31 protein-coding genes and 3 pseudogenes are annotated in these 25477 nt (G+C 66.4%); 18 read left to right on the top strand and 16 right to left on the bottom strand.

Features of this window, described 5'->3' with window-relative positions; genetic code table 11:
* Nucleotides 1-437: 437 nt before the first annotated feature.
* Nucleotides 438-2078, bottom strand: a complete 1641-nt coding sequence (locus ABH933_RS04580) for a GMC family oxidoreductase (protein WP_429417872.1) — start codon at nt 2076-2078, stop codon at nt 438-440.
* Between the two features lie 256 nt (nt 2079-2334).
* On the opposite strand from ABH933_RS04580, the gene ABH933_RS04575 reads away from it, so the two are divergent.
* A complete protein-coding gene (locus tag ABH933_RS04575; RefSeq protein ID WP_429417870.1) occupies nt 2335-3561 on the top strand; it encodes a cytochrome P450 in 1227 nt (408 codons plus the stop codon).
* 62 nt (nt 3562-3623) lie between these two features.
* Here ABH933_RS04575 and ABH933_RS04570 read toward each other — a convergent pair whose 3' ends face one another.
* Together ABH933_RS04570 and ABH933_RS04565 are read right to left on the bottom strand one after the other, a co-directional pair.
* Complete coding sequence (locus ABH933_RS04570; protein ID WP_215915316.1) at nt 3624-3998, bottom strand: cupin domain-containing protein; 375 nt, start codon at nt 3996-3998, stop codon at nt 3624-3626.
* A 30-nt stretch (nt 3999-4028) separates the two neighbouring features.
* Complete coding sequence (locus ABH933_RS04565; protein ID WP_215915317.1) at nt 4029-4403, bottom strand: cupin domain-containing protein; 375 nt, start codon at nt 4401-4403, stop codon at nt 4029-4031.
* A gap of 83 nt (nt 4404-4486) precedes the next feature.
* Between ABH933_RS04565 and ABH933_RS04560 the strand changes: the two genes are divergently transcribed.
* Nucleotides 4487-4933, top strand: coding sequence for a MarR family winged helix-turn-helix transcriptional regulator (locus ABH933_RS04560; RefSeq protein WP_429417868.1), 447 nt, complete (start codon nt 4487-4489; stop codon nt 4931-4933).
* Between the two features lie 631 nt (nt 4934-5564).
* Nucleotides 5565-6050, top strand: a complete 486-nt coding sequence (locus ABH933_RS04555; RefSeq protein ID WP_429417866.1) for a glutathione peroxidase — start codon at nt 5565-5567, stop codon at nt 6048-6050.
* A gap of 83 nt (nt 6051-6133) precedes the next feature.
* Here ABH933_RS04555 and ABH933_RS04550 read toward each other — a convergent pair whose 3' ends face one another.
* On the bottom strand, nt 6134-6571 hold the full coding sequence (locus ABH933_RS04550) for a winged helix-turn-helix transcriptional regulator (RefSeq protein ID WP_429417864.1): 438 nt from the start codon (nt 6569-6571) through the stop codon (nt 6134-6136).
* A 130-nt stretch (nt 6572-6701) separates the two neighbouring features.
* Between ABH933_RS04550 and ABH933_RS04545 the strand changes: the two genes are divergently transcribed.
* Both ABH933_RS04545 and ABH933_RS04540 read left to right on the top strand, forming a co-directional pair.
* Complete coding sequence (locus tag ABH933_RS04545; protein ID WP_429417862.1) at nt 6702-7583, top strand: aldo/keto reductase family oxidoreductase; 882 nt, start codon at nt 6702-6704, stop codon at nt 7581-7583.
* 186 nt (nt 7584-7769) lie between these two features.
* The gene (locus ABH933_RS04540) at nt 7770-8180 is read left to right on the top strand and encodes an SRPBCC family protein (protein ID WP_429419153.1); all 411 of its coding nucleotides are present in this window, start codon (nt 7770-7772) and stop codon (nt 8178-8180) included.
* A 12-nt stretch (nt 8181-8192) separates the two neighbouring features.
* Here ABH933_RS04540 and ABH933_RS04535 read toward each other — a convergent pair whose 3' ends face one another.
* Nucleotides 8193-8534 (bottom strand): TetR/AcrR family transcriptional regulator C-terminal domain-containing protein, encoded by a 342-nt coding sequence (locus tag ABH933_RS04535; RefSeq protein WP_429419150.1) that lies wholly within the window; start codon nt 8532-8534, stop codon nt 8193-8195.
* 5 nt (nt 8535-8539) lie between these two features.
* On the opposite strand from ABH933_RS04535, the pseudogene ABH933_RS04530 reads away from it, so the two are divergent.
* Nucleotides 8540-8785, top strand: a pseudogene (locus ABH933_RS04530) (TnsA-like heteromeric transposase endonuclease subunit); the annotation flags it as partial.
* 221 nt (nt 8786-9006) lie between these two features.
* On the opposite strand, the gene ABH933_RS04525 reads toward ABH933_RS04530, so the two are convergent.
* Genes ABH933_RS04525 through ABH933_RS04510 form a run of 4 tightly spaced genes read right to left on the bottom strand, consistent with a single transcriptional unit; the run spans nt 9007 to nt 10907 of the window.
* The gene (locus tag ABH933_RS04525) at nt 9007-9672 is read right to left on the bottom strand and encodes an NADPH-dependent F420 reductase (RefSeq protein WP_429417860.1); all 666 of its coding nucleotides are present in this window, start codon (nt 9670-9672) and stop codon (nt 9007-9009) included.
* The gene (locus ABH933_RS04520; RefSeq protein ID WP_429417858.1) at nt 9570-10025 is read right to left on the bottom strand and encodes a nitroreductase/quinone reductase family protein; all 456 of its coding nucleotides are present in this window, start codon (nt 10023-10025) and stop codon (nt 9570-9572) included. Before ABH933_RS04520 ends, ABH933_RS04525 begins: the two co-directional genes overlap by 103 nt.
* 44 nt (nt 10026-10069) lie before the next feature.
* Entirely contained in the window at nt 10070-10519 is a 450-nt protein-coding gene (locus ABH933_RS04515; protein WP_215919409.1) for an iron chaperone, read from the bottom strand.
* 31 nt (nt 10520-10550) lie between these two features.
* A complete protein-coding gene (locus tag ABH933_RS04510) occupies nt 10551-10907 on the bottom strand; it encodes a VOC family protein (protein WP_429417856.1) in 357 nt (118 codons plus the stop codon).
* A gap of 160 nt (nt 10908-11067) precedes the next feature.
* Here ABH933_RS04510 and ABH933_RS04505 point away from each other — a divergent pair, with 160 nt between their 5' ends.
* From ABH933_RS04505 to ABH933_RS04475, 7 genes are all read left to right on the top strand, one after another.
* Nucleotides 11068-13869 (top strand): ATP-binding protein, encoded by a 2802-nt coding sequence (locus ABH933_RS04505; RefSeq protein WP_429417854.1) that lies wholly within the window; start codon nt 11068-11070, stop codon nt 13867-13869.
* A 131-nt stretch (nt 13870-14000) separates the two neighbouring features.
* Nucleotides 14001-14150, top strand: a complete 150-nt coding sequence (locus ABH933_RS04500) for a pentapeptide repeat-containing protein (protein ID WP_429417852.1) — start codon at nt 14001-14003, stop codon at nt 14148-14150.
* A gap of 148 nt (nt 14151-14298) precedes the next feature.
* The gene (locus ABH933_RS04495; RefSeq protein ID WP_429417850.1) at nt 14299-14445 is read left to right on the top strand and encodes a hypothetical protein; all 147 of its coding nucleotides are present in this window, start codon (nt 14299-14301) and stop codon (nt 14443-14445) included.
* Between the two features lie 333 nt (nt 14446-14778).
* The gene (locus ABH933_RS04490) at nt 14779-15120 is read left to right on the top strand and encodes an ArsR/SmtB family transcription factor (RefSeq protein ID WP_429417848.1); all 342 of its coding nucleotides are present in this window, start codon (nt 14779-14781) and stop codon (nt 15118-15120) included.
* A 3-nt stretch (nt 15121-15123) separates the two neighbouring features.
* Nucleotides 15124-15627 (top strand): SRPBCC family protein, encoded by a 504-nt coding sequence (locus ABH933_RS04485; protein ID WP_429417847.1) that lies wholly within the window; start codon nt 15124-15126, stop codon nt 15625-15627.
* Nucleotides 15627-16247 carry a dihydrofolate reductase family protein gene (locus tag ABH933_RS04480; RefSeq protein WP_429417845.1) on the top strand — a complete coding sequence of 207 codons (621 nt, stop codon included), beginning with the start codon at nt 15627-15629 and terminating at the stop codon, nt 16245-16247. Before ABH933_RS04485 ends, ABH933_RS04480 begins: the two co-directional genes overlap by 1 nt.
* Nucleotides 16248-16790: 543 nt before the next feature.
* Nucleotides 16791-17972, top strand: coding sequence for a hypothetical protein (locus ABH933_RS04475; protein ID WP_429417843.1), 1182 nt, complete (start codon nt 16791-16793; stop codon nt 17970-17972).
* A gap of 508 nt (nt 17973-18480) precedes the next feature.
* Here ABH933_RS04475 and ABH933_RS04470 read toward each other — a convergent pair.
* The gene (locus tag ABH933_RS04470) at nt 18481-19149 is read right to left on the bottom strand and encodes a class I SAM-dependent methyltransferase (protein ID WP_429417841.1); all 669 of its coding nucleotides are present in this window, start codon (nt 19147-19149) and stop codon (nt 18481-18483) included.
* Between the two features lie 125 nt (nt 19150-19274).
* Between ABH933_RS04470 and ABH933_RS04465 the strand changes: the two genes are divergently transcribed.
* Nucleotides 19275-19838 (top strand): TetR/AcrR family transcriptional regulator, encoded by a 564-nt coding sequence (locus ABH933_RS04465; protein WP_429419148.1) that lies wholly within the window; start codon nt 19275-19277, stop codon nt 19836-19838.
* Nucleotides 19839-19856: 18 nt separating this feature from the next.
* Here the strand turns inward: ABH933_RS04465 and ABH933_RS04460 are convergent.
* The 3 genes and pseudogenes from ABH933_RS04460 to ABH933_RS04450 form a co-directional block, all read right to left on the bottom strand.
* Nucleotides 19857-20072: pseudogene (locus ABH933_RS04460) on the bottom strand (ArsR/SmtB family transcription factor); the annotation flags it as partial.
* Nucleotides 20073-20163: 91 nt separating this feature from the next.
* The gene (locus ABH933_RS04455; RefSeq protein WP_429417839.1) at nt 20164-20694 is read right to left on the bottom strand and encodes a cupin domain-containing protein; all 531 of its coding nucleotides are present in this window, start codon (nt 20692-20694) and stop codon (nt 20164-20166) included.
* Between the two features lie 131 nt (nt 20695-20825).
* The gene (locus ABH933_RS04450) at nt 20826-21275 is read right to left on the bottom strand and encodes an ester cyclase (protein WP_429417837.1); all 450 of its coding nucleotides are present in this window, start codon (nt 21273-21275) and stop codon (nt 20826-20828) included.
* Nucleotides 21276-21392: 117 nt separating this feature from the next.
* Between ABH933_RS04450 and ABH933_RS04445 the strand changes: the two are divergent.
* Nucleotides 21393-21509, top strand: a pseudogene (locus ABH933_RS04445) (helix-turn-helix domain-containing protein); the annotation flags it as partial.
* Nucleotides 21510-21665: 156 nt separating this feature from the next.
* On the opposite strand, the gene ABH933_RS04440 reads toward ABH933_RS04445, so the two are convergent.
* Nucleotides 21666-22532, bottom strand: coding sequence for an alpha/beta fold hydrolase (locus tag ABH933_RS04440; RefSeq protein ID WP_429454919.1), 867 nt, complete (start codon nt 22530-22532; stop codon nt 21666-21668).
* A 201-nt stretch (nt 22533-22733) separates the two neighbouring features.
* Complete coding sequence (locus ABH933_RS04435) at nt 22734-23255, bottom strand: SRPBCC family protein (RefSeq protein WP_429417833.1); 522 nt, start codon at nt 23253-23255, stop codon at nt 22734-22736.
* Between the two features lie 49 nt (nt 23256-23304).
* Here ABH933_RS04435 and ABH933_RS04430 point away from each other — a divergent pair, with 49 nt between their 5' ends.
* Complete coding sequence (locus tag ABH933_RS04430) at nt 23305-23874, top strand: TetR/AcrR family transcriptional regulator (protein ID WP_429417831.1); 570 nt, start codon at nt 23305-23307, stop codon at nt 23872-23874.
* Here ABH933_RS04430 and ABH933_RS04425 read toward each other — a convergent pair.
* On the bottom strand, nt 23829-24110 hold the full coding sequence (locus ABH933_RS04425) for a hypothetical protein (RefSeq protein WP_429417830.1): 282 nt from the start codon (nt 24108-24110) through the stop codon (nt 23829-23831). The genes ABH933_RS04430 and ABH933_RS04425 overlap by 46 nt on opposite strands.
* A gap of 631 nt (nt 24111-24741) precedes the next feature.
* Here ABH933_RS04425 and ABH933_RS04420 point away from each other — a divergent pair.
* Together ABH933_RS04420 and ABH933_RS04415 are read left to right on the top strand one after the other, a co-directional pair.
* A complete protein-coding gene (locus tag ABH933_RS04420) occupies nt 24742-25020 on the top strand; it encodes a hypothetical protein (RefSeq protein ID WP_429417828.1) in 279 nt (92 codons plus the stop codon).
* A gap of 36 nt (nt 25021-25056) precedes the next feature.
* The coding region (locus tag ABH933_RS04415; RefSeq protein WP_429454918.1) for a reverse transcriptase domain-containing protein at nt 25057-25477 on the top strand (421 nt) is incomplete at its 3' end.

Here is a 25477-nt window from a genome sequence, read left to right as displayed (position 1 = left end):
ATACGGCTTCGCTCGGATCACCGAGGAGAGTGGAGTTCCGGGGTGTCCAGCGGACTGTGGCAGGGATTACTCACCTGCATCCACAAGCTGGAGACATTGCCAAGGCTACAGTCGACATCGTCAACGCGCAATCATCCCGGTCTATTCCCGGCCGCCGGCGCCCGTTCTCTCGACATCGTTTCGACTGCCATCGGCTATCGCGCGCATCGTCGTCGGGCATTGCGCCCGTCGTTGTGAGATGCTGCGCTTATCGTCCTCCGGCGCTGCGTCTTTCATTATCCGGTGGGTTTTCGACGGGGATCTCTGGGTGGATTCGGGCGGAAGGCACGTCGAATGACGCCCCGCACAGGAATGACGGGTCCGAACCGGAACTGCGGGGCGCAAACGCGAAGAGCCCGGGTTCGCGCTCGCGAACCCGGGCTCGATGAATCGACGAATTACGCGCCGGTGGTGATGAATTCGGCCGCCATCTCACCGATCATGTAGCACGGCGCGTTGGTGTTGCCGCCGGTGATGCTCGGCATGATCGAGGCGTCGGCCACGCGCAGGCCCTCGATGCCGTTGACCTTCAGGGTCGGATCGACCACGGCGCGCTCGTCCACGCCCATGCGGCAGGAGCCGACCGGGTGGTAGATCGAGTGCACGCGGTTGGGCAGCTCGCGCCGCAGCGCGGTCTCGTCGGCCCACTCGTTGCCGGGGAAGAAGTTCTCCACGACGTCGCCCGCGATGCTCTTGTGCGACATCACATCCCGGATCATCTTGATGCCTTCGATCAGGAATTCGGTGTCCCACGGATCGGACAGATAGCCCGGGTCGATCAGCGGCGAGGCGAACGGATCCGCCGACGCCAGACGCACCTCGCCGCGGCTCTTGGGGTAGATGAGGCTGGGCATGATGGTCAGCGCCGCGCGCCGGTCGACCAGGTGCAGCTTGTCCTCGTCCTGGTTCGGGGTCGGGTAGCTCCACGGCAGGGTGTGGATCTGCATGTCCGGGTAGTCGCCCTCGGCGAACTTGGTCTTGACGAAGCCCGCGGCCTCGAAGACCGTGCGGCCCATCCAGGAGCTGCCCGGGTTGCGCAGCTCGCGCATGATGCCGCGGGCGAAGTAGGTCGGAATGCCGCGGTGGATGGCCTTTTTCGAGACGAAGGTCATCGGCACGAACAGGTGGTCGTGCAGGTTCTGCCCGACGGGTAGGTCCTGGTGCACGGCAATGCCCAGGTCGCGCAGGTGCCCGGCCGGCCCGATGCCCGAGAGCATCAGCAGTTGCGGCGAGCCGACGACGCCGGCGGAGACCACGACCTCCTTGGCGGCGCGCACGATGCGGTGCGAGCCGTTCTTCTCCTGGATCTCCACGCCGGTGGCGCGCCCGTTCTCGATGACCACGCGGGTGGCGTGCACGTTGGTGAGCACGCTCAGGGTCGGGTTCGGCATATCGGTCAGGTAGCCGCGAGAAGAGCTGTAGCGCAGCCCCTTTCGCACGCTTTGCTGGAAGATCGAGATGCCTTCCTGCGATTCGCCGTTGTAGTCCTCGATGATCGGCGCGCCCAGGGTCTCCGAGGCGGCGGTCATGAACTCCTGCGTGATCGGAGTCAGGTCCTGCTGGCGGGTGACCTCGATCGGGCCGCCGGTGCCGCGGTAGTCGCTCGCGCCGTCCTGCCAGTTCTCCAGGCGCTTGTAGGCGGGCAGCACGTCCTCGTAGCTCCAGCCCTTGTTGCCCTCGGCGGCCCAGGAGTCGAAGTTGGCGCGGTTGCCGCGCACGAAGAGCATGCCGTTGACCGAGCTGGAGCCGCCCAGCACCTTGCCGCGGGTCATGGGGACCTCGCGCTCGTTGGCGTGCTTCTGCGGGACGGAGTACTGGCTCCATGTGACGCGGTGCTTGAGCTGGGGCACGGTGTGCACCATGGTGATCATGCCGGGGCTGGTGACCAGGCGGGTGTTGTCCTTGCGACCGGCCTCGAGCAGGATGACGCGGGCACCGGTCTGGGCCAGCCGCCCGGCGATGGTGGCGCCGGAACTGCCCGCGCCCACGACGACGTAATCGGCCTCGGTGGTGTCCGCGCTGCGCGGAGAGTCGGTCATGATCGGTTACCTCATCCTCGAAGTGGTCGTCAGGGCCCGAAGCACGCGCCCGGGACCCACTGTAGAACAAGTTCTAATTCTGGTGAAGATCGAGTATGTAGCCGGCGTCACAGCAGGTCGGGCGTGGTGCAAGTGATCATGGTTTCAGAATCATGATCAGACACCTGTTCAGAAATGCTTTGAGGTGCTTGAATCTCTCTAGAACTCGTTTCATTTTCACGCCGGTTCGCGACGCGGCGGACCGTGAGGAGGAACCGTGCCCGTGCCATCGCTTCCCGCCGGATTCGACTTCACCGATCCCGGTCTGTGGGAACAACGCAAACCGGTGGAAGAGTTCGCGGAGCTGCGCCGGACCGCGCCGGTGTGGTGGAACGCCCAGGAGCGCGAATACAACCTGCCCTTCGACGACGGCGGCTACTGGGTGGTGAGCCGCCACGAGGACGTCCGGGAGATCTCGCGGCATCCGGAGCTGTACTCCTCGAACACCAACGGCGCCATCGTCCGGCTGCCCCCGGACACCACACGCGAGCAGATGGAACTGACCGGCGAGGCGCTGCTGATCAACATGGATCCGCCCAAGCACACCAAGATCCGGCGCATCATCTCCAAGGGGTTCACCCCACGCGCGATCGAGGCGCTGCGGGGCGCGCTGACCGAGCGTGCCGCGCGAATCGTGCAGGAGGCCAAGGAAACCGGGAGTGGCGACTTCGTGCAGCAGGTGGCCTGCGAGTTGCCGCTGCAGGCGATCGCGGAACTGCTCGGGGTGCCGCAGGCCGACCGGCACAAGCTGTTCAACTGGTCGAATCAGATGCTCAGCTACGACGATCCGGAATACGGCGACCCGATGACGGCCACCGCCGAGATTCTGGGCTACGCCTGGAACATGGCCGAGCAGCGGCGCGCGGAACCGTGCGACGACATCGTCAGCCAGCTGGTCACCGCCGATGTGGACGGGGAGGCGCTGGGCTCGGACGAGTTCGGCTACTTCATGATCCTGCTGACCGTGGCGGGCAACGAGACCACGCGCAATGCCATCACCCACGGCATGAAGGCATTCGTGGACCATCCGGACCAGTGGGAGCTGTACAAGCGGGAGCGCCCGCGCACCGCGCCCGACGAGATCGTGCGCTGGGCGACGCCGGTGACGGCGTTTCAGCGCACCGTCACGCAGGATCTGGAGCTCGGCGGTCAGGCGATCTCGGCCGGGCAGCGGGTCGCGCTGTTCTACAGCTCGGCCAACTTCGACGAGGACGCCTTCGAGGACCCGTTCCGGTTCGACGTGCTGCGCGACCCGAATCCGCACCTCGGATTCGGCGGCACCGGGGCGCACTACTGCGTCGGGGCCAATCTGGCCCGGCTGGAGATCGGCCTGATCTTCAACTCGATCGCCGATGTCCTGCCCGACCTGCACCAACTCGCCGATCCGGTGCGGCTGCGGTCGGGTTGGATCAACGGGATCAAGCACTGGAACGTTGCGTATTGACCGCGGGCACCCTCGAGCCCCTCGACGGTGCCGGTGCCGAGTACTCGGCCGACAAATGTGGGTCAGCGCGCCCAGGGTGCGACGACCGGCGGCTGACCGGGAATAAGTCCCTGCCCGCCGACGGGCAGCACCACGACGGCCTCGAACGGTTCATCGCTCGGATTGGACATGGCGAACAGCTCGTGTGCGGGCACGATAAGCGCGTCCCCGGCTGCCACCGTGAGGATTTCGCCGCCCATGGTGACGGTCATCGTGCCAGACAGCGCGATGAAGATCTCCTCGCGATCCAGGGCGTGTGCCGGCGCGTCGACGCCCGGCTTGATGGTGAGTCGCCACGCGCTGTTCTCGGTGGATCCGCGGCTGGGTGCGGCCAGACCGGTGAAGTTCGCGTGGTCGTTCTCGAAGCGAGGGGCGCGGTCGGCGGTGATGTGCGGCATGACTCTCCTGTGCGATCGATTGTGCGTTGACTATTGAGCCCAGGGCGGGCTGACTCGGTCGCCGCCGGGCGCTTGGGCGTAGGCCCCCACCGGCAGGATCGCCACCGCCTCGAACGGTTCGTCGCCTGGCACGGACACGCGGAAGACGGTGTGTGCAGGGATCACCAGTGCGTCGCCGGCGCAGAAGTCTCGGGTTTCGCCGTCGATGGTGGCGCGGGCCCGGCCGGAGAGGGCGATGAAGATCTCCTCCCGCGAGACCGCGTGCTCGTGGCCGGGATTGCCTGGGTGCATGGTGAAGCGCCAGACGCTGTTCTCGGTGGAGCCGCGGCTGGGGGCGGCTAGGCCGACTGCGGTCATGAGGGGAGCTTCGAAGACGGGCGCGTCGGCGGATTTGATGAGTGGCATGCTGTGACTCCTATGTATTCAACCAATGTGTTCAACTGTGGTGTACAACTAGAGTTGAACATGTTGCCGGGAAGGAGTCAAGGATGGATTTCGGCGTCCTGCTCGGGCAGGCATACCAGGCGTTCGTTCGGGAGCTGCACACGCATCTGGCTGAGCACGGCCATCGCATGCTCGGCGCTTCCTATGGCTATGTACTGCGCACATTGGCCGAGAACGCGCTCACCGCAAGTCAATTGGGGGAGCGTCTCGGGATCACCGCGCAGGGTGCGGCCAAGGTCGTCGACGAAATGGTGCGGGACGGCTACGTGGAGCGGTGCCCGGATCCGGCGGACAAGCGCGCCAAACTGCTGCACCTGTCCGACCGGGGCCGCGACATGCTGGACACTGTGCGGGAATTCCACGCCGAGTACGAGCGAAGGCTTGCCGCGCGGGTGGGTGCAGACCAGGTCGCGACGGTGCGAGCCGTGTTGGGCGAGATCGTCGGCGCGGCAGCTGATTCCGGCGCGGCGCGGACCTTCCGGCCGCTATGAGGCCCGCCGCGCGCGTATCGGTGGCGGCTGAGGCCGGTCACATTGGTACTGACGGTGAGCGCACGACTGCCGATGGTGATGCGGCCGCTCTCTTCGGGTGCGAGAGGCTCCACACTGATCCCGTCCGTTGAGTTTCAGGATCGGCCGGGGCATCACGAGCGCGGTCCGCGGCCTCTCGGATGCCGGGCAGATCGACCAGGGGTTGCAGGACGGCGTTCACGACGTCACACGCGACTTGGGGGGCCTGGTCATCTCATCGGGATGTGAGCCGGACGGGCGGGCCGCCTCGCCGCGTTCGTCACCACGCGCGACGAGTTCGTGCAGGCCCCGAACATAAGCAGTCCCCGGTACTCACGTCTCGATCCGTGAGCCTCAGTCGTCGCTTCGGCTTCGGTTTCGGGGCTGACGTGCCGGGGGCCTCTCCAGATGCCCTAACAGAATCATGTAGGTCTTTGGACGTCTCCGCCGTCCTCATGGTTCTATTCAGCGTTTCTGGCGTATCGCTCATTATCCGTCTTTATTCAGACGACGTCAAGACGATCGCGGGCCTATTTCGGCAGCCACCCGCTGACCGGGCCATCTCATCTTGCCCGCCGGGGTGAAGCTCGATTCGGAGGTAGCATCTCCCTTTGTGAGCATTCGAGAGATTCCCGTCAAAACCCTTGCCGACGAACCCACCACCCTGGCCCAGTTGGCCGGTGACAAGGCGTTGCTGGTGGTCAACGTGGCCTCGAAGTGCGGCCTGACCCCGCAGTACACGGGCCTGGTCGAGCTGCAGCAGACCTACGGCCCGCGCGGATTCAGCGTGGTCGGCGTGCCGTGCAACCAGTTCATGGGCCAGGAGCCCGGCACCGCCGAGGAGATCGCCGAGTTCTGCTCGACCACCTACGGCGTGGATTTCCCGCTGCTGGAGAAGGTCGACGTCAACGGCGACGCGCGCAGCCCGCTCTACACCGAGCTGACCCAGACCGCCGACGCCGAGGGCGAGGCGGGGGACATTCAGTGGAACTTCGAGAAGTTCCTCGTCGATCGCGACGGCAAGGTTGTGGGGCGCTTCCGTCCGCGCACCGAGCCGAAGGACCCTGCGGTTATTTCCGCGATCGAAGCGGTGCTCTGAAAACGTTTGCCGGATAAGGTAATTCCGGTGCCTGGGCGGCGCCTCGCGAGAGCGGGAGCCGCCCGCCGCCGGACCGACTGTTGTTACGAGACGCGAGCGTCGTAGGCCTCGCGTTGGGTGAGTATCTCGCCCATGTGACCCTGTGCCCAGGTCCTGAGGCCGCGGGTCACGTCATGAAGGGAACGGCCGAGGTCGGTCAGTTCATAGGTGACGGTGACGGGGACGGTCGGCGTCGCGGTGCGGGCGATGACGCCGTCGCGTTCCAGGGCCCGCAATGTCTGGGTCAACATCTTTTGGCTGACGCCGGCCAGTAGCCGTGCGATCTCGGAGTAGCGCATCACCTTCGCTGCCGCTGCCGCATCGGGCTGGTCCGGAGTGTCGCCCGCGAGCGCGCAGAGGACCAGCACGACCCATTTGTCCGAGATTCGATCGAGCAGCTGGCGACTGGGACATGCCGCCAGGAACGCGTTGTACTCCACCTTGCTCTGCGCTCGTTCCCGAGCGGCTTTCGGCATCCCCATGTCGATAACACCCGTCCAATAAGTGAGTTACGCACTGTAAAGTGCCTACTTCCCAATGGGAAGTAACTCCCTGATCATGGTCCAAGGCGGCGACACGCGCCACCTCCGATCAGAGAGAATCCCGAACCTGATGAACACATCCACCTCTTCCACTGCGTCACTTCCCGGCGGCGCGTGGGTTCTGGGCGATCAGACCATCACCCGATTCGGTTACGGTGCAATGCAACTCGCGGGCCCGTGGGTCATGGGCCAGCCAGAGGACCGCGACGGCGCACTGGCCGTGCTGCGCGAGGCGGCCGAGCTCGGGATCACCCACATCGACACCAGTGTCGCCTACGGGCCGCGAGTGACGAACGAGCTGATCCGCGAGGCCCTGCACCCCTATCCGGAGTCGTTGTTCATCGCGACCAAGGTGGGAGCGGAACGTGATGCGCAGGGCGGCTGGCCCACTGCCCGCCGACCCGAGGATCTGCGCAAGCAGGTGCATGAGACCTTGCAGTCCCTCGGGAGCGAGGTGCTGGACCTGGTCAACATGCGCATGGGCGATGCCCAGGGCCCGCAGCCCGGCTCGATCGCCGAGGCGTTCGAAACACTCGCCGGGCTTCAGCAGGAGGGTCTCATCCGGCATCTCGGGGTCAGCAATGTCACCAGCGAGCAGGTCGCCGAGGCCCGGACCATCGCCCCGGTCGTGTGCGTGCAGAACATGTACAACCTCGCCCACCGTCGCGACGACGACCTCATCGACCGACTCGCCGCGCAGGACATCGCCTACGTGCCGTTCTTCCCCCTCGGGGGCTTCACGCCACTGCAATCAGAGACCCTCTCGAGGGTTGCCCGCCGGCTGGGGACAACACCGATGTCCGTCGCGTTGGCCTGGCTGCTGCAGCGCTCCCCGAACATCCTGCTCATCCCCGGCACTTCCTCGAAGGCGCATCTGCGCGAAAACGTCACCGGCGCGGGGCTTTCCCTCTCCGAGCAAGATGTAGCCGAGCTGGACACCATCGGGCACTGACCATCCGACGAAGAGCGTGGGGAAGCGGCGAACGAGTCGACGGTCTCGCTATCAACTCTGGGAACCTGTAGTCCCGCAGCAGGATCGGGAGGCCGCCTGCAACTGCATCGTTGCGCCGGCGATGGCGGTGCCGAGCGCCGCTGTCAGGGGCCGTTGGTACGGTCGCGGTGAGGTACAGAGGAGACGATCATCGCTACCATCACCGAATCTACGGTTATCGCAGCAACTCCCACCCAGGTATGGGCGGCGGTGAGGGACGTGGGAAGAGTGCATGAGCGGCTGCTACCCGGCTATGTGTCCGATACGCGGGTGGAAGGGGACGTCCGCTATCTGACCATGCCGACGGGCGCGGTGATTCGTGAGTACATCGTGTCCGTTGATGACGAGGCACGTCGGCTCGCTTATTCGGCGGTGGAGGGATTTTCGCTGCCGATCGACCATCATCACGCCTCGTTCCAGGTCTTCTCCGACGAGGCGGGCGCGCGGCTGGTGTGGATCACCGACGTGCTGCCGCACGCGGCGGCGGCCGAGGCGCGGTTGCGGATCGTGCGCGGGCTGCAAGTTATGCGCGAGACCATCGAGGCGCAAGCACGGTGAGACCGGGCCGAGTCACCCGGCCGAGGTCGTCTCTCGTGCGGTGAGCCGTACGGCGAATCCGTCCAGGAGTGCGGCCAATCCGTATTCGAAGGTGCTGTCCGGCGCGGAGTTGTATTCGGTCGCGGCAGAGGCCTTTTCGATGCGGCGGCGCAGCCTCGGGTACCCCTGGGCGATCTCGGTGGCCTCGGAGATGGCCTGTGCGACTTGGGCTTGCGCGCTGTCGCCATTGCGGGTGAGGCGGCGGTTGAGTGAGATGTTCGCGGCCTGTCCGACGGCATTGCCGAGCACGAACATGAACATGCCGACGGTGGCTCGGTCGGCCTCGTCCTCGTCGAACCCGGCCCGCTCGAAAATAATCGTTGTGCGAAGCGTCGCCGTGGCGGAGTTTCCGCTAGTATCACGGGCAGAAGCACTACTCGGGGACGTACTGGTCCGTGACCGAGTGCGGGCATGTCATCTACGAGTCGCGGCTGGAACTTGCCCGCTTGCTGTTCGCTGACTTCGACCGGTCTGTGCGGCGGATCGTGGCGCAGCCGTTCTTGTTGCAGGTGGAGATCAGCGGTGAGTTGCGGCGCCACATCCCGAACTTTCTGTTGGTGACCGAGGCACAGAACGGCGAGTGTTGCTCGAGCGTGCCGAGCACGTTCGTGAGGTTCTCACCGGTTTCCGGTCCGGTTCGGCCGAACTCGCCGCGGTCGGGGAACCGCGCGCTGAGTATGACTCGGCGCTGTCAGTCAACGAAATCCGGGCCCGCGCCGCCGCCTGACGTCCCAACCCGCGAACGGCCCCGAAACCAGTGGTTTCGGGGCCGTTCGGCACGGTGGCCTCAGCGGGTGACCAGTCGGAAGGCGATGTCGCGGCCGTGGCCTTGGCCCATGGCCAGGGTGAGCCACAGCCGCATGACTCCGTCAACCACGTCGTAGGCCTGGTCACCGACATAGACCGGGCGCAGACCGACGGCCGTGATCAGTTCGTCCACCTGGGTCTGATCCGCTGGTGCGCAGGAGTAGTACATGTCCGCAGGATCGCCGTCGAAGAGCGGGTCGATGAGGACCTCGGTGCCCACGCTGTTGAACACCCGGGCGTACCGGGACTTCGGCGCGTGCTCGGCAAAGGCGGCGGCTGCGTTGGCGGGGACGGCCATGACGTCGTTGGTAGCGTCCAGGACGAGCGTTCCGGCGAGGGCGGAGCCGTGGTCGCGGGCGAAGTCGCGCGCGGCCGCCGGCGGGGTAGCGACGACGATGACGTCGCTACCCACCAGGGCCTCGGTGACGCCGAGGCTGCCCGCGCCCGGTGTCCGGGAACCGTAAGCGACGCGGTATCCGGCTGCGGTGAGCGCTGCGCCCACGGCGCGACCAACTCGTCCGGTGCCGATGATGGCGATGTTCCTCATCGGGCGGCGCTCCCGCTGAGCCGAACCACGGGATACTCCCGCTCGGACTTGCGCTGGTACTTGTCGTAGCGCGGCGAGGCCGCGGTGATGCGTTGCCATGCCTGCGCCCGCTCGTCACCGGCCAGTCGCAGTGGGGCCACCGGCTGGCCCTCGCGGCCCGGCAGTTCGATCGCGGCGTGCTCGGGGTGCGCCATCAGATTTCCGTACCAGTCCGGGTTTCGGCTGCCGCCGCCGGAGGCCACGATCAGCCAGGCGTTGTCACCGTCGGCGAAATACGACACCGGAGATTCGCGGTGTTGCCCGCTGCGCTGGCCGACGGTGTGCAGGATCAGGACGTTCATGCCCGCGAATGTGCCCTTGCCGCGCCGGATCTTGACGGTCATCCGGGTGTTCATCGTGCGCTGCATCCATCGGGAGAAGGCTCCGGGGGTGCCGCTCTGTTTGCTCGCCATTGTGGTGCTCCAATTGATTTCAGGGTGGCAGGGGTTGGGGATGCTCAGGCGACGGCGGCGCGGGCGAGGTGCCCGATCTTCTGCTCGTCGTCGGCGGTCAGGGCGGTCAGCGCGAATACCGTGGGCCACATGGTGCCGTCGTCAAGACCTGCGATGTCGTTGAACCCGAAGGTGGCGTAGCGCGACTTGAACTTCGCTGCGGGCTGGAAGTAGCAGACGACCTTGCCCTCCTTGGCGTAGGCGGGCATGCCGTACCAGAGCTTCGGGGTGAGCTCGGGCGCGGCGGTCGTCACGACGGCGTGGACTCGAGCGGCGATGGCGCGATCGAATTCGGTCATCTCAGCGATTTTCGCGAGCACGTCCTGTTCGCCGTCCGCCTTGGCGGTGCGCGAGTTGCGCCGCGCGGCGGTCTTCAACTCCTTCGAGTGCTCCTTCATCGCGGCACGTTCTTCGGCCGAGAACGCCACGGCAGAGGTTGACTTGGTGGTGGTCATTGTGGTTCCCCTTCGATGGGATGGATGCGAGTCAGTTGTCTTGAATGAGTCCGAGGACATTGCCGTCGGGATCGGTGACGGTGGCGACTTGGCGGCCGCCGCCGACGTTGTGCACGGCTTCCTGCACGGTGGCCCCTGCGGCGGTCACGGCGGCGAGCGTCGCCTCGATGTCGGGCACATGCCAGTAGGCCACTGGCGTGGCCATGGCTTGCGGACCACCGTTCGGCACCAGGCCGATGTGCTGGCCTTCGGCGTCGAAGCCGACGTAGAAAGGCGAGTCTGTTTGTGGCGGCATACCGAGCAGGGCGGCGTACACCGCCTTGGCGGCGGCGAGGTCGGTCACCGGATGCAGCACCGTCTTGATCCCCTGAGTAGAACTGCTGGTCACATTCGCTCCTGCCGCTGTCGTTCGCGTTGACCCCGGCGTGGTTTCGGCTTGGCCGGGTGTGCTTTCAGCATCGCTGCGGGAAGGGCCTGCACACATCCGTGCCGACCACGGATCGCACCACGGATCCCGGATCCGGGGCGGGTACGGCACACTGGGTGGCGTGGCGGCGACGGTAGACATTTCGGCTCGGGAGGCCGAGGTGCTGGAACTGGTCGGGGAGCACCTGAGCAATGCCGAGATCGGCGCCCGCCTGTTTATCTCGGTCCGCACGGTGGAGAGCCATGTCTCCTCGTTGCTGCGCAAATTGGAGGTGCCGGACCGACGTGCGCTCGCGCAGCGCGCCGCATCGTCTGTTCGTGCGGACCGGTCGCATCCGACGACGCCGGTGCTGCCTGCTCCGCTGACCTCCTTCATCGGCCGGACTCGGGAGCGGGCCGAGTTGGCCGAATTGCTCGGGCAGCACCGCCAGGTCAGTGCGGTGGGCCCGGGCGGGGTGGGCAAAACCCGGCTGGCATTGGCGGTCGCGGCCCAACTGGCCGGCGACTATGCCGATGGGGTGTGGTTCGTCGATCTGGTTCCGATCACCAATTCCGACGTGCGCGCCGTCGCAGGCACCGCCGCGCTCGCCTTGGGTCTCGGCGAGCAGCCTGGTCGAGGGATCGACGAGTCAGTGTTGGCTGCACTGGCCGATCGGCATGCGCTGGTGGTGTTGGACAACTGTGAGCATGTGCGCGCGGGGGTAGCGCCCTTCGTCGAACGGCTACTTGCCGCCTGCCCTGGGGTATCGGTGCTGGCGACCAGTCGGGCCCGGCTCATGGTGCCGTTCGAACGGGTCTATGTCGTGCCGCCGATGTCGCTGGCCGGTGCGGGCGGGTCGGACGCGGTCGATCTGTTCATGGACCGCGCCGCCGCGAGCGGCTGGCCGCCGAATCACGCGCTGCGAGATCAGGTTGCCGAGTTCTGTGCCCGGCTCGATGGTGTGGCGCTGGCGATTGAGCTGGCCGCCGCCCGCTGGACCACACTCGGGCTGGACGGCCTCACCGCCGGTCTCGCCGATCAGCTGCGAATGCTCGCGGGCGGCGCCCGGGAACAAGACCGGCACCGGTCGGTGCGGGCGGCGCTGGATTGGAGCCACACCCTGCTGGATTCGGCCGACCGTGTCGTGTTGCGTCGGGTGTCGGTGTTCATGAAGTCGTTCTCGGTCGCGGCGGCGGCGGAGGTCGTCGGGTCCGAAAAGGGAGTCGTCGCCGACGGATTGGCTCGGCTGGTGGAGCAGAGCCTGCTTGCCGCGACCCCGGCAGCACATGGAATCGAATACCGCGCGCTGGAAACGATTCGCCAGTACGGCGTGGAGCAGCTCGCCAACGCCGGTGAGCTGGACGATATCCGGTCGCGACATTTGCAGTGGTGCCTGCGCCAGGCCGCCGAGCTGTCCACCGTGCAGGTTGACTGGCGGACTCAATTCGACGCCGTGGCGGATGATTTCCGCGCCGCGCTGGCCTGGGCAGCCGACCGGCCTGGGCAGCGTGCGGATGCCGCTCGCCTGGCCCAACACCTGGCGCGACTGTTGTTCGGCAGGCACCTCCTCGGCGAATCCCTATGGCGTTACGAGCAAGCGGCCGGTCTCGTCGATGACCCGGCCGTCGCCAACGCCATGCTGCGCGACGCGGCGGCGGTAGCCGGATGCCAATTGCGCGGCGACGACATGTACCGCTGCTACCGCGCGGCCGCCGATGCTGCCCGGGCGGCCGGGAACAATGCGGGCGCCGCCCACGACCTGGCGACGGCCGTCGCCACCGCCTACCGGTTCGCCACCAAATTCGTCCGCGGCCTGGCGCCGGACGAGGCGGACATGCTCATTGCCGAGGCGCGGGAGCTGTCAGGAACGGATCCAGCCGCTCGAGCGGCGGTGGCACTGGCCGCGGCCGGGCAGACGCTGACCGCGGCCTTCGCGGCCAATGACCCACTGGGCGATGCCGCATCCGAGACGATTGCCGTCGCCGAGCGGGCGGTCGAGCTCGCGCACCGCACCGGAGATCCGCTCGCCGAATCCGCCGCGCTCGACACCTTGGCGGGCGCGCAGAGTTGGGTGGGTGACACCTTCGCCGCCGCGGCCACCGCCCGACGACGGGTAGCGTTGCTGCACAATGTCTCTGCTACCCCGGCAGGCACCCATGAGCTGGTCGAAGCGCTCGGCGAGGCGGTCGAGGCCAGCCTCGGCACCGGCGATCTGCACGACGCTCGCCGTTGGGCGCAGCAGCTCGCGGATCATCCGCTGCTGGCCGAGGTCGGCCATCGCGCCACGAGCTGGCTGTTAGTGACCGATGCGTTGCTTGGCAATGTCGCAGCGGTACTCGCGCACAGCGAGCGGTTCCTCGAAGCATGGCGGCGGGCGGGCAGCCCCGATCATTCAGTTCTCGGTCCGGCGGTGGCGGCGGTCGCGATGGTGCACGGCCTGCGCGGGGATCGCGACGCCTACGTCGTCTGGAGTGCGATTCTGTCTCAGCTTGGTGGCGGTCCCGAGCGCACGCAAGGCTACGGTGCGGTCTTCAACGCCATGGTCCTGCTGCACGACGGCTATGCGCGCGCCGCGCTGGAGCGGATGGAGCCCGCCCCCGGCGAGGTCTGGCGTTCGGTCACCTGGATCTGGCTGCACTGGTACGTCGCGCTGCGCGCCGAAGCCGCCGTCCTGGCCGGGCGCACCGAAGCGGTGGACCGCCTAGCCGAAGCCCGAATTGTCGTGACGGGCAATCCCATTGCCAGTGCCATCGTGGCACGCGCCGGGGCAGTGCTCGACGGCGACCAGGATCTCGTGCTTGCCACGGCGGCCGCTTTCGACGCCGCAAGCTGCCGCTACCAGGCCGCCCGGACCCGGGTACTTGCCGGTGCTGCGCAGGCCGCCCGCGGCGCCGCCGAACTTGCCGAGATCGGCTGCGCGCCAATGGCTGCTGCGCAACGATAGGAACCCGCTGCGGGCGACTCGGTGCGCGGGATTCGCATCGGATTGGCGGATTGCCCCAAGGCTGCTGCCGGCATTCGGGAGTTGGCTCAGAACAAGCCCTTTCGGCTCCCCGCTATTGATCGGCAGGCCAAATGGCGGATCCGGCGGAAGCGTGCCTGGACGGTGCCAACCTCAGCGGTACTAACCTGACTGGCGCAATTCTCACCGAGGCGAACCTGACCAGCGCAAACTTAGCCGGTGCGATCGTGACCGAGGCGACGCCAGAGAAGAGACAGAACTGATCGGTGGGTTTGCCCGGAACTGGCGAAGGTGCCACAGCCCGGCGGTCGCGGCGACTAGCCAGCTTGACGCGGTTTCGCGGCGAAGACCCACGTTGAGCTCGCTACACCGAGATCAACGATGTCTGAGGGGCCGGAAGCAGATGACCTGGTGGGCACTGAATTCGCGGGCTGGACCATCGACCCCGACACTGGTGCATGGCGCGACGCCCAGGGCCGACCCGCCTACGACGCGAACGGGCAGCGCATCCGCTACCCCGACGCGGAGGGCTCCGAGCGAACAGGGGAACGGTATTGAGCGCAGAACCCGCGGACAACCCGCAAGAGGAGATGATCGGGCCTATGAGATTTCGCCTGAGCGATCGGCTCAGGCGCGACCGCCACAGCCAGCGCTTCGCTCGAGGATGCGCAGCGACCCGGTGACCGAGACCTCACGGAACTTCCCGCCGTCCAACGCCTTTCGGCAAATATGGTACGGAGCCTGACCCCCTCGGCCGCCGACGTCACGCGTGCCGTCTCCGGGATACGCGTTTCCGCGCAGCCGCTGACAAGGGTCACGATCGTCATCTGACAAGACCCGTCTGGTTCCTCCGGCTTGACGCATACCGATATGGGAATATGATCGAGCCTCATGGCACGAGCAGCGACGACGTCGGACGTCTTCAACGCGATCGCCGAGCCGCAGCGCCGGGAGATCCTGGTGCTGTTGCGGGCGGGTGAGCGGCCGGTGACCGAGCTGGCCCAGGAGCTGGGGATGACCCAGCCGGGGGCGTCCAAACACCTGCGGGTGCTCCGGGATGTCGGATTGGTGCGGGACCGCAAGGCAGGCAAGCAACGCCTGTACGGCCTCGACGCCCGCGGGCTGCGGCCGGTTCACGAGTGGACCGGCGGGTTCGAGCGGTTCTGGAACGAGAGCTTCGACCGGCTGGACGAGTACGTGCAGGGCTTCGAGCAGGCAAGGCAGGAGGAGTGACCGATGGCAGCGACAAGACGGGACGCGCCGGCGCAGTCCGCGACGACCGACCGCGAGATAGTGATCTCCCGGCTCATCAGTGCCCCACGGGAGCTGGTGTTCGAGGCGTTCACCGAAGTCCGGCACCTGTCGCGGTGGTGGGGACCGGAGGGGTTCACCACCACCACGGCGGCGTTCGAGTTCCGCGTCGGCGGGGAGTGGGACTTCGTGATGCACGGACCGGACGGGACGGACTACCAGGAGTGGATCTCCTGGACCGAGATCACCCCGCCGGAGCGGATCGCGCTGCTGCACGGTGAGACCCGCGGCGACCCGAACGCCTTCGAGTCGGTCTTGACGTTCGCGCCCGACGGCGCGGCGACCCGGATCGAGATGCGCACGGTCTTCCCCACCAAAGAACTGCGCGACCAGGCCGTGGAGAAGTACCACGCGGTCGAGGGCGGCGAGCAGACGCTGAGCAACCTGGCGGCCTACGTCGCCGAGATCACCAAGAAGGAGAGCCGCTGATGGCCGGGAAAGTGTTCTTCAGTGTGTCGATGTCGCTGGACGGCTTTATCGCGCCCGAGTCCCCCGAGGACCTGATGGGGCAGCAGTGGATGGAACTGCAGCAGTGGATATTCCCGCAGCGGTACTTCCGGGAGAGCCTGAAGCTTGGCGAGGGCGGCGAGGAAGGGCTCGACAACGACATCGTGCGGGAGACGTTCGAGCGCACCGGCGCGAGCGTGATGGGCAAGCGCATGTTCGACGCCGGCGAGCGAGCGTGGCCGGAGGAGGCGCCGTTCCACACGCCGGTCTTCGTCGTGACGCACGAGAAGCGTGACCCCTGGGAGCGGCCGGGTGGGACCACCTTCCACTTCGTCAACGACGGCATCGAGACCGCGCTCGACCAGGCCCGCGAGGCCGCCGGCGACCGAGACGTCCGCATCGCGGGCGGCGGCGCAACGATCCTGGAGTACGTGAACGCCTGCCTGATCGACGAGTTCACGATCGCGCTCTCCCCCGTGCTGTTCGGCTCCGGAATCCGCCTGTTCGAGGGCGTGGACGCGGGCCGCGTGGCCCTGGAGCAGGTCAGGGCGCAGCCGACGCAACGGGTGACCCACCTGACCTACGCAGTCCGGGAGCGGTAACTGTCCGAACTCAGCGCTCCCCCGCCGAGGTCAGCAGCCCGGTGAGATCCTTGACGCTCTGAGCGTCAGGGAGGGCGAGCGTTCGGGCCGCGATCTCGGCCGCGCTCCTCCGGGAGGGACCTCACGGGTAAACGATCTCCACCATCCAGGACGCCGAATTCGGGGTGAAATACACTTGGATGCATGGGTTTTCGTGTTGGGCTGCAGGAAAGCTGCAGACTGGACGTAGATGTGGGCCATGAATGTGTGCTGAGGTCTGAGGATCGACCCGGGGCCGCGGCGCTACCTGACATGGAGGCACCCCGAGTTGATTGAAGGTTCGGTCGAGAGGGAAAATCAGTTGCCGAACTACCGCTCTGCCGTCCTCATCGTTCGAAGCGAAAGGTGGCTGGGATATTGTGTGCAACACGATCGAGATCGACCGGGAAGACACTGCGCCGCTTGGGTTTCGGTGTGATCACCGCGCTAGCGGTCGCATCGTGCTCGCACCAGACGTCCGGGGCGGCAGGTACGCTCGATTTCGGGTTCGGTTCCGATGGCAAGGTGTCCGCCGATCTCGGCTCCGGCGCCGACTATGCCCGGGCGGTGGTGATGCAGCCGGACGGCAAGATCGTCGCGGCGGGCTCGGCGCGGGATTCGACGCAGGGTGACAATTTTGCCGTCATCCGTTACACCGCCGATGGCAAGCTCGACGCCGGTTTCGGCGACGGCGGGAAGGTATCGACGGATTTCGGCGGCAAGGCCGATGTCGCCAACGCCGTCGCCATCGGGCCGGACGGCAAGATCGTTGCTGCGGGCACCAGCCACGCGACCACCACCGGCGACACCATCGCCCTCGCTCGCTACACCAGCGACGGCAAACTTGACACCGGTTTCGGCGACGGCGGCAAGGTTTCCACCGACCTGGGTACCCGAGCCGATCACGCCAACGCCGTTGTCCTGCAGCCCGACGGCAAGATCGTGGTCGCGGGCTCCACCCGCGATCCGGTCCAGAGCGACAACTTCCTGCTCGTCCGTTACACGACCGACGGCAAGCTCGACGCCGGTTTCGGCGACGGCGGCAAGGTCTCGACGGATTTCGGCGGTAAGGACGACATCGCCAATGGCGTGGCAATCGAACCGGACGGCGGGTTTGTGGCCGCGGGCACCAGCCACGGCACCGCCACCGGTGACGATATCGCCCTGGCCCGCTATTTCGCCGACGGTAGGCTCGACGCCGGTTTTGCCCTCGGCGGCAAGATCTCCGCGGATCTGGGCACCCGGGCCGATCATGCCAAAGCCGTCGTGATCGATTCCGATGACAAGATCGTGGTCGCGGGGTCCACACAGGATCCGGTGCGGGGCGACAAATTCGTGCTCGTCCGCTACACCTCCTCCGGCCAGCAGGACACCGACTTCGGTGAGAACGGGAAGGTCTCGACGGATTTCGGCGGTAAGGCCGCCGTTGCCTACGGCCTGGCGCTCACCCCCGTTGGCAAGCTGGTCGCCGCCGGTACCAGCACCGGCACGGCAACCGGCGACAATATCGCCTTGGCTCGTTACACCAGCGATGGGAAGCTCGACGCCGGTTTCGGCGATGGTGGCAAGGTCTCCACCAACCCGGGTACCAAGGCAAACAGTGCCAACGCGGTGGCCGTCCAGCACGACGGCAAGATCGTCGTGGCTGGCTCCACAGCGGATCCGACGCAGGGCGACAAATTCCTTGTGGCTCGCTACAACGGGTGACCGGCACACGCGACCTGGCGGCGGCCACGACAGCGGTCTTCGCGAATCCCGGCCACGACGGCAGAACTTATGCCATCACCGGCCCGGAGGCAGTCTCGTTCGGCGACGTCGCCGAGGCCATCGGCAACGCCAGCGGCAACCCGGTTCGTCACGTTGACGGCACGCTCGCCGAGCACCGTGAGTACATGCGGGCCCCGAACCGTCCGGCCGGGTATGTGAACCGAGCACCTGACCGGACAGCCTGCGCGCACCTTCCACGCCTACGTCGAGGAGACGTGGTCGGCGTCCGACACCATGCCGCCGCTCGCTCACGGGTACTCGACGTTCCTGTAATTAGACAGACCGCACGGGCCAGAGCGTGAGACATCGGAAAGGCCCAGGTGGATCAATCGGCAGATGCCACGACTTTCGAGACACTACAATTCAGCGACCGCTGGGATGCCACAGTGGGCAGCCTGAGGTGGCCGAATTTGCCTGTGAACGAAGGGGTTTCGCCTGAGCGATCAGCTCAGGCTCGGCCGCCGCACCCAGCGCTCCGTTCGAGGATGCGCAGCGACCCGGTCACCGACACCTCACGGAACTTCCCACCGTCCAACGCTTTTCGGTAGATATTGTACGGAGCCTGACCGCCGTCGGCGGGGTCGGGAAAGACATCGTGGATCGCCAGTGCGCCGCCCGCCGCCACCCAGAGTGCCCAGTTGTCGTAATCGCGCTGGGCCGCTTCCTCGGTGTGCCCGCCGTCGATGAACAGCAGGCGAATCGGCGTGCGCCACATGCGGGCAACGGTGGCCGACGAGCCGAGCACGCCGATCACCGTGTCCTGCAACCCCGCTCGGACGATCGCGCGGCGGAATTCGGTGACCGTGTCGAAGCGTCCGGTCTCGGGATCGACCAGCGAGCTGTCGTGATATTCCCAGCCCACCTGATGCTCCTCGGAGCCGTGGTGGTGGTCGATCGTGTAAACGACCGCACCGGTTTCCCGCGCGGCGGCGCCGAGATAGATCGAGGATTTCCCGCAGTACGTGCCGATTTCGGTGATTATCCCGTCGCCGGCGTAGCGCAGCGCGGCCTCGTACAGCGCCCGGCCCTCCTCCAGCGGCATGAAACCAGTTGTTTGCTCGGCAATCTCGAACAATCGTGTGGTATCCGTGGAAATCACCGAATCGGCGCGAGTCATCAGCGCGGAACCTTTCTGCCGTCACCTCGCCCGTGGATTGCCGCGGCGGTGCGAGTTGCTCTCGAAGCCGACCCATAGTAGCATCCAGACACGTGTCCGATCCCCTTTCCATCGACCCGGCCCCGGTGAATATGGAGGCCACGCGCCGCCGTCTCACCGAGAAGCAGGCGGATACGGTCGACAGGCTGACCAGGGCGGCACTCGATGTGCTCTCCCGCGAGGGGTTCGCGGGGCTCACGGTGCGCATGGTCGCCGCGGCCGCCGGCGTCGGCACAGCCACGGCCTACACCTACTTCTCCTCGAAGGAACACCTTGTCGCCGAGGTGTTCTGGCGCCGGCTCGCCGCGACCCAAGCCCCGCTCACCGACTCCGCCGATCCCGCCGCGCGCGTGGTCGCGGTCCTGCGCCAGATCGCGATGCTCGTGGCCGACGAACCCGCCCTGGCCGGGGCGGTCACCAGCGCCCTGCTGGGCACGGACCCGGATGTCGCGCACCTGCGTACCCGCATAGGCATCGAGATCCGCAAGCGCCTGATGGACGCCCTCGGCCCCGACGCCGATCTCGATATCGTGGAAACCCTGGAATTGCTGTACGCGGGCGCTCTGGTCCGCGCGGGCGTGGGCTATTCCTCGTACGTGGAAATCGCCGACCGCCTGGAAAAGTCCGCACTGCAGGTCATGCGCAACTGACTCACGGCCGATTGCGCAGGTCGTCAGTCCGCAATCACGCAGGCAGGAAAGATGTTTCGACACCGTCGACTGGGCCGGGCCCAGCACGTCGACCAGATCGACCACCCGGGCGGGTCCCGCGGCCAGCCGGTGCACGATCGCCAGCCGCGCCGGATCGCCCAACGACCGGAACAACGCCGCTGCCGGAGCGAGCTCCACTCGACGCGATCCGAGATCCGTCGATTGCATCGTCATATAGCGATGATATTGCTTGCGCGAGGGTTTCCGGTCTGTTGGGCGGTGAGTCAGTAGGCGTCAGCAGAATGACTGAACACCGGGCGCGGGATCAGCTGACGAAGAATTTCGCCCAGGGATCGTCGGCTCGTGCGGTCCAGTAGTTGCTGAACAGGAATTGTGCTGCCGCGATGTCTTCTGCCGCCGGCTCTTCAGTTCTCGGGGGAAGCTCACGCTTCGGTGCCGGTCTCGCGAGCCCCTTGATCACCTGCTCGAAACCGGCCGGGGTATAGCCGTTGAGCACGCGGCATACATCGCTCGTGACGTTGAAACTGTGCACGGTGCCCCGAGGAATCCACAGAGAGTCGCCATCTTGCCCCGACGACGTTTCGCCCTCGAGCTCGAAGTCGACGGTGCCGTCGAGGACGTAAAACCACTCGTCGACATTGTGCACGTGCTTGGTATGTGCCCCAGAGTCTTTCGGCATCCACTGCTCGGTGACCGAAAATACGCCCCCAGTTTGATGGGCCTCCAGTAGCGGAATCCACAGCAGATCGAGCATCCAAAACGCCGGTGCGTCTCTTCCGCTGCTCAACAGGGCGGGAAGTTGCGCCTCGAAGAACGAGGGTGTGGTGGGGGTCATCGGCCTGCCTTCCAGGAGATGGAGTCAAACCAAACACCGGCGTCCGACGGCCGCAGTGCCGCCCCGACCCGACGCCATCCGAAATTGAAACACATGAGTCGTGGGTCTGGCTCGCCGTGGCGGGAGCGAAGTCAGCTGTCTGCGGTGCCGGCTTCGCCAGCGGGGGCCGTCAGCGGTGCCTCGCCTTGCCCGATTTGCCTCATTAACGCGTCCATATCGGTGTAGTCCCAGACCTCGGCGAACTTGCCGTCTTCGAGGTGATAAAGAGTGAACTCCGAAATAGTCACCCGACGGCCGGTCGCCTCAACTCCCTGGAAATCCCCCTGGTGAGTACCGGTTACCGTGAAGTGCGCCGCGATATAGTTGCCGTCGACAACGAGGTGCCGCATCTCCCAATGCCAGTCAGGAAATGCGGAGATAAGCGGCGAGAATTGTGCCGTAACAGCGGCTGGATCCATAGGGGCGTCATCGACTTTGATGGTCGATGTATAAAATGACGCCATTCGATCAAAATTGTGCTCATTGCAGTACTCGAGATATGACAGGTACAGGGATCGGTGTTCGTCGTGCTGGGTCACCATGTGTTCGCACCGCCTTACGTGGTCGATTCACTTACCCTCGCAGGCATCCTAGTGCCTCGTTCAGGAAGGTGGATGCGGTAATCGCCGGGGTGGCGGGTTGATCGACAGCCGGTCGGCTTGATCGCGAAGCTGATGCAGGTGTCGGAAGGCTATGTGCGGCAAGTGATCCACGACTTCAACGCCCACGGATTCGAGGCACTCGACTCAAAATGGAACGGGGGCAGGCCGGCGAAGACCGATCGAGCGATACGTGATCGGATCTGTCAGATCGCCCGGTGCTGCCCCCGTGACCTGGGCTGGCCGTTCTCGGTGTGGAGATCGAGTGCGAGTTCGCTGTCGGCTCCAAGATCCGACACCCGGATTACCTACCGAACGTTGCTTGACGCTGCACTAGCTGGCCCCCAGCACCTCGCGGAGCCGCTTGCCGAACGCCTCGGGCTGCCCCGGATATCCCATCTCCGGTCCGACGAAACCGCCGTGGTGGCTCGGGAATACGGTCGGCTCCTGCCCGAGTAGCGCCGCGACGGCCGCGGTCGTGCGTGCGGTGAAGGTGCCCGCGGACTCTTCGCCGACGGCGATCACGATCCGGGTCGGCGCCGCGGTCAGGGCGGCGACATCGGGCCGGTACGCGGTGACGGCGACCGAACGCTCACTCAGCAGCGGATCGTTGCGGGAGCCGTCATCGGCTGTCGGCATGCCGAACTGGGCGGGATCGGCCGGGGGCTGGGCGAAGAAGGCATCGGTGAACTCGCCCTGCCACATCGTCAGGGCCATGAACGCCGCCATGCCCGCGCCCACGCCCTTGGCCTGGTACGCGGCGCGCATATCCGCCAGGGCCCGCTCGGCGGCCGCGGCGTCGGGGAGCGTGGTGGCGGCCGGCGGCTCGTGCGCGACCAGTGTGGACACGTCCTCGGGGTGGGCCGCGATGAGGGCGAGCGACGTCACCGCCCCGCCGCTGCTGGCGAACATCTCGACTGGCCCGGCCTCCAGCACCTGGATCACCGCGTGAATATCGTCCGCCTGCACCTCGGGCACATTGTCGTCCCGGCCGTCGGTGCGCGTGCTGCGCCCCAAACCCCTTGGGTCGTAAGTGATTACGGTCCGATCGGGAGACTGCGCGACCAGCGCCGCGAATCCGTCGGCGCACATGGGCTGCCCGATCATCATCAACGGTGGACGGCCGTCGGCCGGGGGAAGTGTCCCATGCACGTCGTACACGATGTGAGCGCCTGCGTGATCGAGAGTTCGAGTCGTCATACCTCTGAAGACGAGGTGTGCCACCCAAACTCATCGGTTCCCGAACAGCAGCCTCGACCAGGCAACATTAGGTCGACCGGATACCGGCGCGGTCGCCGCGAGCTGGCCGCGGGCGAAGATGCCGCCGCGGCGGCCAATCGGCCCGGGCGCCACCGCGGGCGCCGAAGCCGCGCTCTGCCGAGCTCACCCTTGATCGGCCGATCAGCCGACCGGAACTGCCGGGCGGACTCGGTCGAGCGACGTTCGCAGCATCCGCACCCAGGGTGACCACCGGGCGGGTTCGGTCGGCGGATGCCCCACCGTGGTTGCCGCGCGGTCGAGCAGTTCCTCGAGCACGGCGTCGTGCAGCCAGCGGATGGCGAAGGTCCACAGGAGCCACCCGCGTACCTCGGTGGCCCGCGCGACGACGAGATGCCTGACAACGCAACCACGTTCGCCGCGATCGATGATCTCGAAGGTGTGCGTGCCGGTGAACGGCATGCTCGGTGCGAAGGTGAATTCGACTGCGCGTCCGGGTTCGTAGGCGGTGCAGCTGTAGTGGATGGTGCCGTGGCCGCCGTCGGCGCCGACCTGCAGAGGCCGATCCAGCACCAGGGCGGGCCAGTGATCGGCGGGCCACAGTGGATTGCCGGGCTCGGCGACGGTGTCGAGCAGGGCTCCCACCTCTTGTGCGGGGACTGGCAGTTCGCGCTGGTGGATATTCCGGATCATCGACTCACCCATGTTCCATACGGTGCCGTATTGTGCAATCCATACGGTACCGTATGGAGCCGTGACGGAGAAGAGGCGACGACTCGGCCGAGACGATTGGACTGCTGCCGCACTTGCCGCACTGGCCGAAGGCGGCGTGAGCACGGTCGCCATCGAACCGCTCGCCGCCCGGCTCGGAGCGACAAAAGGCAGCGCCTACTGGCATTTCGCGAATCGGGACGAGTTACTGCGGGCGGCCCTGGAACGCTGGGAACACGACGAGACCGACGTCGTGATCGCACTGGTGTCGGCCGAGCCGGACCCGGCCGTCGGCCTGCGGACCCTGCTGGGAACCGCGCTGGCGCATCCAGAGGCGAACCTTGCGGTCGTGTTGGCGGGTTGCAACGACCCGCTCGTCGAGCCGGTCTTGACCCGAGTCACCAACCGTCGCATCGACTACTTGGCCGAGCTGTTCACCCGGCTGGGCTTCGGCGACGAGGCGGCCCGGAACCGCGCGACGCTGGCCTATTCGGCGTATCTGGGCATGGGACAGCTGTGGCGGACGGCGCGCGGCGCCCTGCCGGCGGACCCCGGTGCCTGGGATTCCTATGTCGACCAGACGTGGCGGGTATTGGCCGCGGCCGGCTCCTGACGCGCGCGGGCGCCGAGAGCGCACAAGAGGAACGCGGCAATCAGTGTGAGGGTCAATCCGCCGTCCCACGCAACGGTTTTGCCCGCTTCCGCGACACCGCCCTTGCCGAGAAAGTAGATCGCGGTCACCGTCAGCGCGAGCTTGTTCGCGATCGTCAGCGCCCAAATCGCGCCGTTGCCGTCAGGCCGGCGCGCCAGCACCGCGAACAGCCCGGCACACAGGAACAGGCCGTACATACGCCATGCCTGAACCACCAGTGTGTCATTTCCGGCGTGATGCAGATCGGCGGCGCAGGAGAGGGCGGCGGTCCGGGTAGCTGCCAGGAGGCCCGGTAGCAGGCTGGCGGTTTCGTGGGGAAGCCTGCGGGGTCGAAGCCCAGCGTCAGAAGTGCTGTGAGGGAGAGCAACCGAGCGGTCCGCAGTATGAAGCGAAGCCTGCGGCGTTGTTAGAGGTCCGTCCGAGAGGGCGGGTGTAGGGAGTGCCGAGCCGCCGAAATCACGGTGAAGGCCATGGAAGGCGTCGAAGACCTGGAAGTGCAGACGCTGAAGGACTCCCCGGCGTATGGGGCGCGGAACGTTCGGATAGTGGCGGCGGGAACTGGTGAGGTCCTCCCCGGCCCGGTGACCTGCGGAATCGTGTTGCCGGAGCGTGGCGTCCTATAACCGATGACCTCGGGAAATGGATTGCTGGCCGGGTGGGCGTCGGAGGCGGTCGTAGTACTGATTGAGCCGAGCGGACAACAGAACCGCCGGTGAGGGAAGGGCCGCTGCTTCGTCGATGCGTCATGACTGATGGAGAGGGGCCTGGTGAGTGCCGTTGAAGGCTAGTTCCGCCACGTCGGGGTCGGTGATGGACCCGGTTCGGGCTTTGCAGCGTGCGCTTTACCGGGCGGCCAAGGCCGATCCCCGGCGACGGTTTCATGCGTTACGGGACAAGGTCTTCCGCAGAGATGTCCTGTGGCATGCGTGGGTCACGGTGCGGCGCAACAGCGGTGCACCGGGTATCGACAAGACCACCCTTGCGGAGGTCGAGGAGTACGGAGTCGAACGGCTGCTCGACGAGCTGGCCGCCGAGTTGCGGGCGGGGACGTATCGGCCGTTGCCGATGCGCCGGGTGTGGATTCCCAAGCCGGGCGTGAAAGAGTAACGGCCGCTATCGATTCCCGCTGTTCGTGACCGGATCGTGCAATCGGCGTGCAGGATCGTGCTCGAGCCGGTCTTCGAAGCCGGCATGTTGGACTGCTCGTTCGGGTTCCGCCCGAAACGCAGTCCGCACGATGCCCTGCAAGTCCTCGTGGACGAGTCCTGGCGGGGTCGGCGCTGGGTGGTGGAAACCGATATCGCCGACTGCTTTTCGGCGATTCCGCACGAAAAGTTGATGCAGGCAGTCGAGGAACGCGTCAGCGACCAGGCCGTACTCAAACTCTTGCGCGCGATGCTGCGGGCAGGGGTGATGAGCGATGGTGTGGTGCGGCGCGAGGTGACCGGAATCCCGCAGGGCGGGCCGATTACGCCCCCAACGCAGTTGGCAATGTTCGCCCTCCGTGTCGGTGTTCTCGTTGGCGGGTGTGTCGGTGTGGGTGCGTTCGCGGATGGGGATGCGA

Source organism: Nocardia sp. GP40 (assembly GCF_050434125.1).
In the GTDB taxonomy this organism is placed as follows: Bacteria; Actinomycetota; Actinomycetes; order Mycobacteriales; family Mycobacteriaceae; genus Nocardia; species Nocardia albiluteola.
Note: the sequence above shows the minus strand (reverse complement) of the source record. Positions and strands in the feature narration are given on the sequence as shown.

Coding starts and splice junctions, on each gene's coding strand:
- ABH933_RS04580 (WP_429417872.1), bottom strand. CDS start 2,078: ATGACCGACTCTCCGCGCAGCGCGGACACCACCGAGGCCGATTACGTC.
- ABH933_RS04570 (WP_215915316.1), bottom strand. CDS start 3,998: ATGCCGCACATCACCGCCGACCGCGCCCCTCGCTTCGAGAACGACCAC.
- ABH933_RS04565 (WP_215915317.1), bottom strand. CDS start 4,403: ATGCCACTCATCAAATCCGCCGACGCGCCCGTCTTCGAAGCTCCCCTC.
- ABH933_RS04560 (WP_429417868.1), top strand. CDS start 4,487: ATGGATTTCGGCGTCCTGCTCGGGCAGGCATACCAGGCGTTCGTTCGG.
- ABH933_RS04550 (WP_429417864.1), bottom strand. CDS start 6,571: ATGGGGATGCCGAAAGCCGCTCGGGAACGAGCGCAGAGCAAGGTGGAG.
- ABH933_RS04545 (WP_429417862.1), top strand. CDS start 6,702: ATGAACACATCCACCTCTTCCACTGCGTCACTTCCCGGCGGCGCGTGG.
- ABH933_RS04525 (WP_429417860.1), bottom strand. CDS start 9,672: ATGGCAACGCATCACCGCGGCCTCGCCGCGCTACGACAAGTACCAGCG.
- ABH933_RS04520 (WP_429417858.1), bottom strand. CDS start 10,025: ATGGCGAGCAAACAGAGCGGCACCCCCGGAGCCTTCTCCCGATGGATG.
- ABH933_RS04515 (WP_215919409.1), bottom strand. CDS start 10,519: ATGACCACCACCAAGTCAACCTCTGCCGTGGCGTTCTCGGCCGAAGAA.
- ABH933_RS04500 (WP_429417852.1), top strand. CDS start 14,001: ATGGCGGATCCGGCGGAAGCGTGCCTGGACGGTGCCAACCTCAGCGGT.
- ABH933_RS04490 (WP_429417848.1), top strand. CDS start 14,779: ATGGCACGAGCAGCGACGACGTCGGACGTCTTCAACGCGATCGCCGAG.
- ABH933_RS04485 (WP_429417847.1), top strand. CDS start 15,124: ATGGCAGCGACAAGACGGGACGCGCCGGCGCAGTCCGCGACGACCGAC.
- ABH933_RS04480 (WP_429417845.1), top strand. CDS start 15,627: ATGGCCGGGAAAGTGTTCTTCAGTGTGTCGATGTCGCTGGACGGCTTT.
- ABH933_RS04470 (WP_429417841.1), bottom strand. CDS start 19,149: ATGACTCGCGCCGATTCGGTGATTTCCACGGATACCACACGATTGTTC.
- ABH933_RS04455 (WP_429417839.1), bottom strand. CDS start 20,694: ATGACCCCCACCACACCCTCGTTCTTCGAGGCGCAACTTCCCGCCCTG.
- ABH933_RS04450 (WP_429417837.1), bottom strand. CDS start 21,275: ATGGTGACCCAGCACGACGAACACCGATCCCTGTACCTGTCATATCTC.
- ABH933_RS04440 (WP_429454919.1), bottom strand. CDS start 22,532: ATGACGACTCGAACTCTCGATCACGCAGGCGCTCACATCGTGTACGAC.
- ABH933_RS04435 (WP_429417833.1), bottom strand. CDS start 23,255: ATGGGTGAGTCGATGATCCGGAATATCCACCAGCGCGAACTGCCAGTC.
- ABH933_RS04425 (WP_429417830.1), bottom strand. CDS start 24,110: ATGTACGGCCTGTTCCTGTGTGCCGGGCTGTTCGCGGTGCTGGCGCGC.